The following is a 12,985-nucleotide window of genomic DNA, read 5'->3' on the forward strand; positions in this document are numbered from 1 at the left end:
CGGTTGAAACTCCAGAATCGGGGCGACTGCGCTTGGGTTTCAAGCGCTAGTGAGCTGGGTGAAAAAGTCCTGAATGGCCGCGCAAACCTCATCGACCTGGCAACCCGCCATGTCGGAGAACAGCGGCAGACGCACCAGACAGTCGGAAACCTTGCGGGTTATCGGCAGCTCTCCGACGCTACGCGAAAAGCGCAGACCTGCCGGCGAGTCGTGCAAAGGTACATAATGGAACACCGCATAGATCTCACGCTCGCGCAGGAAGCGGATCAACGCGTCCCGCTCGACACTGCTACGCATCAACACGTAGAAGATGTGTGCATTGGCCGGCTTGCCGCCCGGTGTGCGTGGCAGGGTGAAACAACCGTCAACTTCCAGCGCGCCGAGCTGATTGTAATAAGCCTCATACAACGATCGCCGATGATCGTTGATGCTTTCCCCCTGCTCCAACTGTGCGTACAGGAACGCTGCGGTCAACTCACTTGGGAGAAAGGACGAGCCAACGTCAACCCAGGTGTATTTGCTGACTTCGCCACGGGCGAACGCCTTGCGGTTGGTGCCTTTCTGCCAGATTATCTCGGCGCGCTCGATCAGCTTCGGATCATTGATCAACAATGCACCGCCTTCCCCGCTAATGACGTTCTTGGTCTCGTGAAAACTCAGGCAGCCAAGGTGGCCAATGGTGCCTAGCGCACGCGTCTTCTGCCGAGCCAGAATAGCCTGTGCAGCATCTTCGATAAGCATCAAGCCGTGCTTCTCGCAGATCCGCATCAGCGCGTCCATGTCACAAGGCTGGCCGGCATAGTGCACCGCCACGATCGCCTTGGTGCGCTCGGTAATGGCCGCTTCAACCAAGCGCTCGTCGAGATTGAGGCTGTCCTGGCGGATATCGACAAACACGGGTATCGCGCCGCGCAGGACAAAGGCGTTGGCGGTGGAAACGAAGGTGAACGACGGCATGATGACTTCATCACCAGGCCCCACGTCAGCCAGGATCGCAGCCATCTCCAAGGCAGCGGTACACGAGTGCGTCAACAATGCCTTGTGGCAACCAAGATTGCTTTCCAGCCACTGATGGCACAGCCGGCTGAAGTGACCATCGCCGGCAATGCCACCGTTCATGACCGCCTGTGCGATATAGAACAGCTCTTTGCCAACCACGAAAGGCTTGTTGAAAGGAATAACCTGCTTGTCCACGTTCGTTTCTCCGGTCACGCGTTTCAGGTGAAGTCGTCCAGCGACAGATAGCCGCCGATCAAGGCATCGAGGAAGTCCACCTGTATCGCCTGCTCAAGCCCGTGCATCTCGAAAAAATCGCGGGCCCGGTGATAGTAGTACTGCTCCATCGCCTGGTCGGCATCGGTATGGCCAGCGTCATAGCCGTGCTGCGAAAGCGCAGAGCATTTGACGGCTGCGTACTTGCGGCAGCAGGCCTCGATCGGCTGGTCGAGCAGCGCGCTGCGCTGCGGCCGGGCATGCTCAAAGTAGGCACGCGCTTGCCCTGTAATCGGCTTGTCGAGCAGCAGTGCGGCGAAGTTATCGGCCAGCCATGGAGCAAAGTGGTAGCCATCGCGGCGCGTGCCGGTGGCAATGAATGTGTTGTCATTGAGCTGACCGAGCACCGGATAGCCATCGAGACTGACAGGACGATAGCCAAAGTTGTAGCGCACCAGGCCACTGGCACGGTGCATCTGGTTGACCTGATTGATCGCGCCGTTGATCAACGCGGCAACCGCTTCGGCGCGCGGATACTGCTCATCGACAGTGGTCACCAGGTTGGTCGCGCCGACCACGAACAAGTCATCCTGATAGGGCGCATGGTAGATGCCACAGGCGCCACCACGATTTGGTGTGCGCAGTACATAGCGACCCTTGATGCCAGGGTTTTTCAGCACTACGGTGGCGCCGACGCCATTGATCACGCGGATGCAGTCCTGCTCTTGCCAGAGCCGGGTGGCCATGCTGCCGTTGGCCAGCACAACGCGCTCGCCTGCCAGCACGCGGCCATCTGCCAGGGTCACACCGCGGGTGCACCCGCCAACCTTGTCCAGCGCCTGTACAGTGCCGTCAATAAAGCGCACGCCGCGCTTGACCAGGCTCGCTTGCAACGCATGGATTACTCCGTCGGGATTGACCACGCCTTCACGTGGCAGGAACAACGCCTGCCGGCTGCGGTAGCTGGAACCTGGCATATAGGCCGGCTCCATATTCGGTTCGATTCGCTCGAAGGGCTCGGCGAACTCGTCCAGGTAACCGGCGATGGCATCGAATGCCGCGTCTTCAAATGCGTTTGAGGCATTGTTGTTGACCAGCACGGTACCCAAGCGGTAGTGGGCAGCAGGGATGTCGAACTCCTCGACAAAGTTGCCCCACAAGCGCGCAGAGGCCTGACTCAATTCGAACTTGAGCCGATCTCGCGGCTGATCGAGCGCGCCCGGCTCAAGCTCGGCAAACGAGTTGAGCATCGCCGCAGCGGCCATCGAGGCACTGTTGGTTCGGTCGGCGGGGCCGATGACCTGAATCTGATCAGCCGGCACACTGCGCGACAAACCCGCTGCGATAGCCAGGCCAACCATGCCATTACCAATGATAAGGAACATGCGCAGTCCTCCTCAGAGCAGCTTGACGATACACAGCGACGGGTAGGTTTCTGAGCGCTTGATCTCATGGCGTACCTTACCCAGCACGTCGGCAGCATAGGCATAGCCCTCGCCGGGGAGGAAGTCGCGCTGCAACTGGAAGAACACCAGCAACGAGCCGGGTACGCAGCGCGGCAGAATCTGTTCAAGGGCGAAGCGCGTCGGCCCTTCCAGATTCATGTCGAAGAACGCCAGCGCTACCAGCAAGTTGCGGTTGTCTTCAATGAACGGCGGCAGGGTGTCCTTGATGTCCCCTTCGACCACTTGGTGACCACTGGGCACCTGTGGCAACGCATTGATGCTTTCGTGCAGACCGAGCAGGTGACGCAGATAGTCGGCGTAGCCGTTGCCGGTGTGGTAGCAACCGTCCTGGAAGTGCTCGTTGTTGACCTTGCCGTCATTGTCATGCGACTTGTAGCCGGCAAAAGTATCGAACGCGGCAAGGCGACGTTGCTTGTTGAACGGTTCGAATACTGCTCGCAGGTTTTCACAGAGCACGGCGTTCTGCCCGCGCCAGGTGCCGAAGTCGAGAATCGAGCCCGGCAAATGAACGATTTCCCGGTACAGGTCGGAAATCGCCAGCAGTCGCGCCAGCGAAGCTGAGCGGATGAACAATCCCAGGTTGCGTTCTTTCTCGGCGTCGTCCAGCGGCGCCTTGGTGAACGCCTGCCAGAGTTGCTCGCGAGCCTCGAGCTGGCTTTCGTCAGACTGGGTAACAGAAGTGGAACCGCTTTTGAGCATGTGAATCTCCAGGAAACAGGAAAACCGGACGGCCGCTTACGATGCCTTGCGCACCAGCAGGGTGAACTCGTACAAGCCGTAGTCGTGCAAGAGTGACACCTGTCTGGAGTAGGTTCTTTTGCACAGATCAAAGTAAAAGCACGGATCAGCGTAATGAAGGTAATCGCGCATGAACGGTGGGTCGGAATAGCTGGTCAGGCAGTTGAAGGCAAAGCCCTTGCGGCTGCTGGCATCCATACAACGCAAGACCTCGGCGATATAGCCTTGCCAGGCCTCAGCTGATGTCTGTTGGCAGACATTGAAGATACCGCTCGCCACGGCGTAGTCAGCCTGGCGCGAGGGCGCTGCGGCCACTTCGAAAAAGGCATTGGCGTCGCTGCCATGCCTGGCAAGCGCAGCGTTGATCATTTCCGCCGACAGGTCGTAGCCATGGTAGTCAACCGCGAAGCTGCGCTCGCGCAGCCAAGTCAGCAGGGCACCATAGCCGCAGCCGACGTCGATCAGGCTGAACCCCTGCTCACGCTCCGCGAGCGGGACCAGCTTGAGCAATTGCTCAAAGCGCAGCTGCTGCGAATCGGGGCCATTCCAGTCGACCCCCTCGGGGGTCGCTCCATGACTGCGGATACGCGACGAATAGTAAGCCTCGACGTCCTGCAGGATGTTTTCGCTCACGCCCGGCGCTCCAGGAAAGCCGGGGCATCTGCTCCGGTGTTGAACAAAAGGTCGATAACACTCAGCGCATGCGCGAACTCACCGTACATCTGCGGGTATTCGGGATAACCGGCATAATTCATGTACGAAACGTCGAGCCCGGCAGCGGCGAACGCCGCTTCATCCATGTAGGAACTGGCGGCAGGCCCGGACAGATATTCGCTGGCGCCCAAAGCCAGGCAAAGCTGGATCAAGCGCTCATTGCGACCATCAGCACCGGGCAGATCTTCGGAGCGATAAAGCGGGGTGTGGATTCCCAACAGCGGGCACAGCCCAGCGATCAGTAGATGATTGATGCTGGACAGATGCTGGAGCTTGGCGGCCTGCTCGAACAGAGCACGCAGCGGTGCTTCCATCTGCGCAAAACACGGCGCGCGGCGGTAACTCATCTCGATCGTTTTCCAGTGTTGAGCCGCCCAGTCCGCGTCGCTGACTTCAACTTCGTTGATCAACTGCTCATACCGCCCACGGTTCTTCACGGCAATGGTCAGCCAATGCTCACCTTGGGCGGTCTTGATTTTGTTGCGGTTACGCCAGTCGCGTCGGGTGTACTGCACATCGTCGTACAGAACAAACGCGTCGACACTGCGAATCAAGTCGAAATAGCCCTTCCACGGAATGTAATTGGACTGCACCACGGCCACTTTTTTCTGCATCCCGAACCTCGCGCACGCCGCAGCACAACTGGGGTCGCCCTGCCCTGTCAATAATTTGCCGCCCAGCGACGAAAAAGCCGGGCACTAAGCCCGGCTTTGCAATTCCCGCGCCACTTAACCGAGCTGGGCGAGCCACTGCAGGCTTGCGGGCGCGACCGGCCCAGGTGCGTCAATCCCCCCCCTTAGCTGGCCGCTAAACGCATGCGGCCAGCGCTCTGCCAGCTCATGGCCAGCCTGGACCGCACACTGTGCGGTGAGCAGTAGCTCGGCCCGCGGCGTCCACACCACCATCAAGCCGGTAGCGCGTGCTGTGAGGCACAACTCGATATCAGCACCGTCCCGCCTAGCCAAACCACCACACGCGTCGAACACCTCCTTGCGCACCATCAGGCAATCGCCGCTGACCGCATCACAACTACGTACAGAAAGCGGCCAGCGATCTGCAGCACTCCGCTGCGCAGTGAAGCTCTGCCATGGACTGTGCACCTGCGCACCTTCCAGGAGGGCATAGCCGGCGTGCGCCAAGGTGCCGTCAGGCGCCCATAGACGCGCGCCAACCACACCCACCTCAGGACGCTGAGCTTCGTTGAGCAAGGCTTCGATCCAGGCGGGGTTGATCACCTGACAGGCTTCGGACAACAGCAACAGGTATTCACCACGCGCTTCTGCAGCCGCCAACGACAGCAGTTGGCTACGCGAACTGCCCGTCGGAGCGCTGACCAGACGCACGCGACTGCCGAACGCCTGCGCCTCACCCGAAGTCGAGCCGCCTTCGACAGGCCGTGCGACCAATACTTCATAGCGTGGGTAACGGGTACGCTGCAGGATGCCGGTCAGACACGCCTGCAGTTGCGCCATATCGCCTTGATTAGCCAGCAAGATGCTCACCAGTGGCGTCGCCGAGTGGCGGAAGTCGATGCTCAGTGCACCCGCCTCCTGCGCACGCACATGGCCGCGGTATCCCAGCTGGGCGAGGTGCCGATTGAGCACGCCGAGCGCTTCGGTGGCCAGTGCTGGCGTGGCCTGCTGGCCAATCACCAGGTATTCATCCATGTGCGCCAGGCTGCCTTGTCCCTGGCTCTCGACCAGGCGTAGCAACAGATCTAACTCCAGTGCATGCGGGCAGGTTTCGCTGTAACCGCCCAGCTCGACCACCGCCTCACGCCGCACCAGCCAATGGCGCGACATCAGCCCGGGCTGACTGCGCAGCAAATCCAGATTGCTGCCAGGCCGCACTACGGCGAGCAGTCGCCCATCGCTGTCGCGCTGAACTTCATTACTGGCAATAGCCTGACAGACCGGTGCATCTGCAAGCTCTGCCAGAAGACGCAAAAGGCCGCCGGCAAGCAACGTGTCACCGGCCTGCAGCAGCATCAGCCACTCGCTGGTCAGTTGGTTGACGATGCGGTTGAGGTGCGAGACCCAGTTGCCCTCTGTCACCTGAACAAAGTGCAAGGTGTCGCGCGGGGTGGTGACCGCCGGCGGTCGACCGGCTTTGAGCACCACCAGTTTGAAGTTGCGCATGCCGCTGGCCAGCAGGCTGTCGAAGCTCGCTTGCAGAGCGGCGTCATCGTTGCCCAGGTCCACCAGCACAAAGCAGACAGTCGCAGCTGGGTTGCGTGCCAGATGCGCCAGCACCCGTGTCCGACCTTGCTCATCCGGAGTACTGGCTTCGATAGCTGCCAGGACTTGGCCCGAAGGTGTTGCCTGGAGCAACTGCTGACTGTCGGCGCCTGGTACTTGCCCAAGGCGCTCGAGCCAGTTGGCCAGTTCGCGGGCGCGGGCCGAGTCGGCATCATCAAGCAGCATCAGTTGCAAGCGCCGGCACACTTCGCGACTGAACAAGCCCAGAGAGAGTGCCTGCCAGTAGCGCTCGACCAGGCTTTCTGGGGTGTCATTGGCGTGCTCGCGCATCAGTTCGCCCTGGCGCACCCACACCCCTTCCAGCGCATACTGATGCTGCTGACCGGTCGGCCACGCATGACAGAGGAACTCCACCGCCGTCAGCTGAGCAAACAGCTGTGCATTGTAGTAAGGCAGTTCGACGTACTGGCGCGGCTCGAAATCACGCTCCGGGTCATCGATCACACTGCTCCAGCGCGAAGTTACCAGCAAACGCGCCTGCTGCTGATCCCAAGTCTGCCGGACAAAGTTGTTGACCAGTTCAAAGCCGTGCTCATCGGCAGCGATACCTTGCCCCGCACTGTCCCACTGCCGCAGCAAGCGCACAGCGCTGGCCAGTTGCTCTTCGCGCGCATGCGCGCTGGCCTGATCCGTTGCGAGTTCACACACGACATCAGTCTGGTGCAGTATCGCCACGTCGCCACGAGCCAGAATCGCCCATGACAGCGCAAGGCGCCAGCCCGCGAAATCGAGGTCGTCCGGTACACTCGCTACAGCTACCTGCAGGTCTGCCAAGCGCACCACAGCGCGCCAGGCCTGCAGCCCGGTCTGTGCGTACTGTTGCAGACGCGCACGGACGTTGCCGGCATCAGCATGCTCCAGGGCAGTGCCGACAGCGTGATAAGTTAGCCGGGCGCTGTCAGCTTGATACGCCAAGGCATAACCCTGCGCTGCGATTGCCTGGGGCAACTCGCGCAGACGTGCCTGAGCGCAAGCGAGCGCGGTCGGGATGACAAAATCGGCATCCAACGTCAGCATGACCAAAGGCGTCTCTACCGCCGTCAGCGTTGCGAGCAGCCGTGCGCTGCACGTTGCGCTCGAAGTGCCCGTCAGCAGCGGCTCCACGGCCACACAGGCAACCTCCGCCGCACGATAGTAGTGAAGCGCCCGAGGGCGATGACCTGCCTGGTCATGCCCGAGCAGGACCACGGTCACATCACTGGCGGACCCGATTGCGATTTCGATCATATGACACCTGTTGAAATGGTCGTTGCAGCACCCACCAGGAGCAGGTGCCAAAGGTCAGTCCGCCAGCCAGGCATTCGCCCAATGCTGCAGATGATGTTCGTTGAGTATGTAGTCGCGCAGCACTGCCTCTCGCAGGGCATCACCCTGGCGGTAACTGGCCAATGGGTCGGCCAGGTGCATCCGAATCGCCTCAAGCCAGTGATCACTGGTGTTCTCTCGCACCCGAGTACATGGCAGATATCCGGAATAGGCCTTGGTGTCGCTGCAGATCACCGGGAAGCCACAGGCACCGTATTCGAGCAGACGCAGGTTGCTCTTGCAGTCGTTGAACAGGTTGCGCTCGAGCGGCGCCAGCGCCAGGTCGAGGTTCAGACTGGCCAGCCTGGCCGGGTACTGGCTGAACGAGATCCCTTCATGGAACTCCTTCACATACGGCCGCAGGGGCTCTGGACACATACCGAAGAACACCCAATCGACTTCATCGGCGAGCGTTTTGACAACATCCTCCAACAGCTCAAGGTCACCCCGGTGACTGGTGCCCCCCGCCCAGCCTACCCGCGGCCGTGCACTGGTCTGACGCTGACTGGCAAGGCCTGTCCACAATCCCGCTGCGAGCATGTTCGGGACTACGCGGATATCGTGATGCAAATGCGACAGCGCATCGGCCAGCGGCTCGGTCGAAACCACGACTCGATCACACAGGGCAATGGCCTGACCGACCAGCTCGCGCATATTGCCGGGCATGTTGCGGGCATGATCGTTCTTCTTCGCAGGCTCGATGATGTAGTCATCCAGCTCATACACACGGCGCGCGTTGGAGAAACGCTTGTACTGAGTCATGTCATGGATGTTGCCCGGGGTGTAGCGGCACTGCAGGATCATTACATCGGGCTTTTCGCGCTCGAGTTCGACCAGGCCAGAGGCGCTGTAATCGATGCGTCCCTGCACCCAGCCGGCCCGCTCGAGTTCGACAAACGGTTGAATTACCCGGTAGTGGCCGATCGCTGTGGCGTTGGTCGGTAGCGCCAGCACCGATGGCATGGCCCGAGCTATGAAAGGATCCCAGCCATTGCGCAGCCCCGGTTCAAAATTGAAGTTGGGCACTACCAGGCTGAGGTTGCGATTGTAGGCCGGATCCAACGCGACCCACGCCAGCCAGCGCTCATAGAACGCCAGACGGTCGTTTTCCTCGGCTTGCGTCGCCACCTGCGGGTCGCTATGAGGAGTGCGGGCGACTCTGGAGAATGGCGTCCACACTGCCAGATAGCCGGCGGTACGAGCGCGCAGGCACAGGTCGGCGTCGTGCAACTGGTGTTGCAATGCCAGCGCCTCGAATCCGCCCAAGGCATCAAACAGCTCACGCCGCACCAACAGGCAATCCAGACTCAGCGCGCTCCAGTTCTGGACCAGGCTCAAGCGATTCATGTAACTTTCGGCGTTGCCGGCGCAGGACGCAAACGCACTGCCAGCTGCCCCTTGCATACCGAGCACCATACCCGCAGAGATTACAGCGCCAGTAGGATCCAGCAGCTTCGGCCCGACCACCCCCACCTCGGGACGCTGAGCGTGGTGCATCATCTCGGCCAGCCACTGATCGTCAAACAGCAGGCAGCCACTGTCGACAAACAACAGGTAGTCGCCGCAGGCGTGGACGCTGGCCTGATTCAAGCTGGCAGCCCTGCCGCGCCCCATAACGCTGATGCAGCGCAGTTGCGCACTGCCAAGGCCGGCCATCGCCTGTAGCCAGTCGAGCAGCGCCGCCGGGGTGTCTTCGTCGGCCACCAGCAGCACCTCGAAGCCACTGTAGGCGGTATGCGCGAACAGTGATTCGACGCACTGCATAAGCGCCTGCAGCTCGCCGTCGGCGAGAATCACAATTGACACGCTGGCCACGTGTGGATGCTCATAGGTCACGCGGGTGATCAGCGAGCCTTCGACAGCGACTACCTTCGCACCGATTGCCAGGCGCTGCAGATGGGCCTGCACGATACGCGCCGCCTGAGGGTGGCTGGCGCTTTCCTGCAACCAGTCCGCATAACGGTACTGGCACTGCACCAGCACCTCGGCGATGTGCTCAATCACCTGTGGCCCGTGCGCCTCGACCATACGCCAGAGCAGATCGTGTGCTGCCAACCCGCCGAACTCCCCGTCCCAGCCTCCCAGTGCGCGCACACCGCTGGCTTTGAACGCCAGCAGGCGGCCGACATAGGGCAGGCTGCGCATCAAATCCAGGTTGAAATCCGGTTTGAATACCGGCTCGGACGGTGCGAGATTGTCATTCGCTCCTTCATCGAAATACAGGCACTGGATATCGCTGCGCAGCGCCATGCGCTCGGCCATGATCACCAGCGCGTGGGGTTGCAGACAATCGCCAGCACGCATCAGCAGCAGCCAGTCAGCTTGCTGATCGTCCTGCAACCAGCCATTTAGCAGAGCCTGCGCGTACTCGTCGCCGAGCAGATAGTCGACGTCGCGGCCGACACTGGCTTGCAGCGAGGCCGGGCCGATCACCAGCACTCGCTGCGCGGGATAGGATTGCACGGCCAGGCTGTCGAGCGTCCGGCGCAATGCTCGCTCGTCGCCCTCACGGCAGAATACTGCGGGGACAATGCGTGGCCGCGAAGGCCACTGCTCGATGCGCTTGGGCAGCAAGCGCAGCTGGCCATCAGACAAAGTACGGCATTCCAGCCACTCGCCATACAACTCGGCAAAGCTCAGGCTGTCATGGCCAATGTGCTGGTTGAAATTGGCCATCTGCGCCGAGAAATAGCGGCGCAGGTTGAACTCGTCCCAGACTTGCTCGCTGCCGCCGGTAAACTCCTCCAGCACCTGGTAACGCACCCAGCCATCGGCGGGCGCGGCTTCGCTGGTGCGGGCCGCGAGCATCTGCATCAACCATTCGCTTTCACTCTTGTAGGCCTCGACCATGCTCCCCTGCAGGCTCAGCCGGCCTGGATGAACGCGCTCGAGGCTGAGCACCTGGTTCAGGCTACACAGATGACCACGACGCAGCAGGCAGGCATACAAGGCGAGGTCAAGCCGCGCGACAAAGCCCTGGCCGTCCTGGACCAGGGTTGCCAGGTACTGCCCGACCTGCGCGCGCCGCATCAACGCGTGGCTGAGGCCACCAAACAGGTTCGGTGCATGATCGGAAATACTCTCCAACAAATCAGTTCCATGCAGCACTGCATTCTGCATGGAGATCACAAAGTTCAGCGAGCGTGAGGGTAGCAATACATCATCGGCAGCGCACAACAGACGCTGACATATGACAAGACTCACCTGCGGGTAGTCTGCCAGGACTCTGGCCTGCGCACTGATGCAACCCCCGAACAACGTGTCGTCATCACAGAGAACCTTGATCAACTCACCAGAGGCGCGCGACAGGCAGGCCAGCAGGTTGCTGGCAAGGCCAAGACGGCTGGGGTTGCGGGTGTAGTGGACAGGCACCGGCGATGCTTGTGCCAGCTCGACGCACAGGCTCTGGATTTCGCTCCCAGCACTGTCGTCGCAGACAACCACTTCCAGATTGGAATAATCCTGCGCCAGCGCACTGACCAAGGTCGCGCGAAAGAACTCAGGGTTGAACGCTGGGATGGCAATCGTGACAAGGGGGTGTGCGTTCACAGGAGCTCACTTCAAAGCAGTAAGTCGAGGTAGTCGAAGCTGACCGGCGGCACCGCATCGAGCTGCGGTGCCCGGCTCATAGTCAGCTGCTTGACGACCTGCTAGAACTCAGCGCCAGCTCCTCGGCGAAGCTGCGCCGAAGCGATCAGATGTAGTTGACCAGCGACAGCGTCGCAACCTTGGCAAAAGCCTGCAGTGATGCCTTGAGCATGTCGGTCTGGCGCTGCAGACGTAGCATGACCTCGGCAGGATCGCTTTCGCGGATCGAGCTCTGCGTCTTACTGTTTTCGGTGCTCAGTGCCTCGTTGGTTTCGGCCTGGATATCCAGCGCCTGACCGCGACCACCAATGGCACTTACCGATGCCGAGACTTGGTCGGTAGCACTGGCAATATTGCCGATTGCCGAATCCAGCGACGCGAGGAAGTTCTGCCGGGCGACCGGATCGTCATCCATCGGCGTGCTCAGCGCGGTGCGCAGCTGGCTGATGGTTTCCAGCATGTTCTGGGTTTGATGGGTATCTGCCTTGACTGCAAAGGAGTCACCAGCATCCGGTGGCGCTGACAGAGTGAAACTCAGACCAGCGGCTGTCGCGACGTAGGGATCAAGCGCAGTACCGGTGCCGCTCAAGGTACCACTGTCAATTGGACGGCTGTTGGCGCTCAGTGGCGCTGCGTACAGATCGAACTGGGTAGGATCGGTTTCGGAGAACCTCAGGATGGCCCCGCCACCCGGAAATGCCGCCTTGTACTTGGCATCATCGACAATGCTGACGCCGGTAACCTGGCTGCCGGAAGGACCATTGCCAGCGCTGCGCGTGCCGCTGACGGTATCGGCCTTGGCGCCCAGCACCAGCTTGTGACCATTGAGGGCAGTCGCCGGGTCATCTCCAGCCTGCAAGGTGACCTTCAGACGCAGGTCAACCCCACGGAAATTGATCGAGGTGTTTTCCCCGGCAGGATCGAATGCGCCGGCTTGAGTCGCCTCGCTGGTGACGTCTTGGCCATTTCTGTCGATGATCTTCATCTGGCTACTGCTGGTGAAGCTGATCTCGTACGGCTCACCGCCGCGGAAGCGGTCATTGAACGTCGAGTTGCCAGACACCTGACCATTGGACAGGTTGACGCGACCGTCATTCATCAGCGGGTCGCTGAACGAGGTTTCGGTGCGGCTGGTATTGAGCGCCTGCTCGAACGCGCTGTAGCCGGTTTCGTTGGCCGCCAGGCTAAGCATGTCGCCAACCTGCAGCATCAGATTGGTCTGGTCACCCTGATAGCTGAAGGTGCCGTCGGCATTCTTCACATACGGCTGGGTATCGCCCTTGGAACCCGAGAACAGGTATTTGCCGTTCTCGTCCTTGCTGTTCATCAGCGTGAACAGCTGCTCCTCGAGCGAGGCCAATTCATCGGCATTGGCTTTGCGGTCAGCGTCAGTGAAACTTGCGTTACCAGAGCTCACAGCTAGCTCATTTACCCGCTGCAAGACATTGCCGATAGCGTTCAACGTGCTCTCGCTGGAGCCAAGGGCATTGCGCACGTTGGTGATGTTACCGCTGTACTGCTTGAGCATGTTCTGTTGCTGCTCAAGCTGCAACAGACGCGCAGCGCCTACCGGATCGTCGGCCGCAGTACGGATGCGCAGGTTGTCGCTGGCTTCCTGCTGGCTCTTCACCGTGTTGGCAAGGTTGCGCTGATAGTTGGCGCTGGTGGTGTTGTAGAACTGCGAAGTGGAAATGCGCACGGTCT

Annotated in this window: 8 protein-coding genes; all 8 read right to left on the bottom strand. The window is 60.7% G+C overall.

Features of this window, described 5'->3' with window-relative positions; translation table 11 throughout:
- Nucleotides 1-39: 39 nt before the first annotated feature.
- Entirely contained in the window at nt 40-1,194 is a 1,155-nt protein-coding gene (rffA, locus tag M2396_RS20000) for a dTDP-4-amino-4,6-dideoxygalactose transaminase (RefSeq protein WP_181107584.1), read from the bottom strand.
- A 23-nt stretch (nt 1,195-1,217) separates the two neighbouring features.
- Nucleotides 1,218-2,597: an FAD-binding oxidoreductase gene (locus M2396_RS20005; protein WP_181107583.1), complete on the bottom strand. Its 1,380-nt coding sequence runs from the start codon at nt 2,595-2,597 to the stop codon at nt 1,218-1,220.
- 12 nt (nt 2,598-2,609) lie between these two features.
- A complete protein-coding gene (locus M2396_RS20010) occupies nt 2,610-3,377 on the bottom strand; it encodes a hypothetical protein (protein ID WP_181107582.1) in 768 nt (255 codons plus the stop codon).
- Nucleotides 3,378-3,413: 36 nt separating this feature from the next.
- A complete protein-coding gene (locus tag M2396_RS20015) occupies nt 3,414-4,049 on the bottom strand; it encodes a class I SAM-dependent methyltransferase (protein WP_259077455.1) in 636 nt (211 codons plus the stop codon).
- On the bottom strand, nt 4,046-4,744 hold the full coding sequence (locus M2396_RS20020) for a WbqC family protein (protein ID WP_220633283.1): 699 nt from the start codon (nt 4,742-4,744) through the stop codon (nt 4,046-4,048). Before M2396_RS20020 ends, M2396_RS20015 begins: the two co-directional genes overlap by 4 nt.
- A 114-nt stretch (nt 4,745-4,858) precedes the next feature.
- The gene (locus tag M2396_RS20025; protein WP_259077458.1) at nt 4,859-7,615 is read right to left on the bottom strand and encodes a glycosyltransferase; all 2,757 of its coding nucleotides are present in this window, start codon (nt 7,613-7,615) and stop codon (nt 4,859-4,861) included.
- A gap of 54 nt (nt 7,616-7,669) precedes the next feature.
- Nucleotides 7,670-11,242 carry a glycosyltransferase gene (locus tag M2396_RS20030; protein WP_220633281.1) on the bottom strand — a complete coding sequence of 1,191 codons (3,573 nt, stop codon included), beginning with the start codon at nt 11,240-11,242 and terminating at the stop codon, nt 7,670-7,672.
- A 145-nt stretch (nt 11,243-11,387) separates the two neighbouring features.
- Nucleotides 11,388-12,980 (bottom strand): flagellar hook-associated protein 3, encoded by a 1,593-nt coding sequence (locus M2396_RS20035; protein WP_181107578.1) that lies wholly within the window; start codon nt 12,978-12,980, stop codon nt 11,388-11,390.
- Between the last annotated feature and the right edge of the window lie 5 nt (nt 12,981-12,985).

Origin of the sequence: Pseudomonas sp. BIGb0278, assembly GCF_024809895.1 — a bacterium.
Taxonomy (GTDB): domain Bacteria; phylum Pseudomonadota; class Gammaproteobacteria; order Pseudomonadales; family Pseudomonadaceae; genus Aquipseudomonas; species Aquipseudomonas shirazensis.

Excerpts from the sequence above, each read along its gene's own strand:
- M2396_RS20005 (WP_181107583.1), bottom strand. The coding sequence starts at position 2,597 with ATGTTCCTTATCATTGGTAATGGCATGGTTGGCCTGGCTATCGCAGCG.
- M2396_RS20010 (WP_181107582.1), bottom strand. The coding sequence starts at position 3,377 with ATGCTCAAAAGCGGTTCCACTTCTGTTACCCAGTCTGACGAAAGCCAG.
- M2396_RS20020 (WP_220633283.1), bottom strand. The coding sequence starts at position 4,744 with ATGCAGAAAAAAGTGGCCGTGGTGCAGTCCAATTACATTCCGTGGAAG.
- M2396_RS20025 (WP_259077458.1), bottom strand. The coding sequence starts at position 7,615 with ATGATCGAAATCGCAATCGGGTCCGCCAGTGATGTGACCGTGGTCCTG.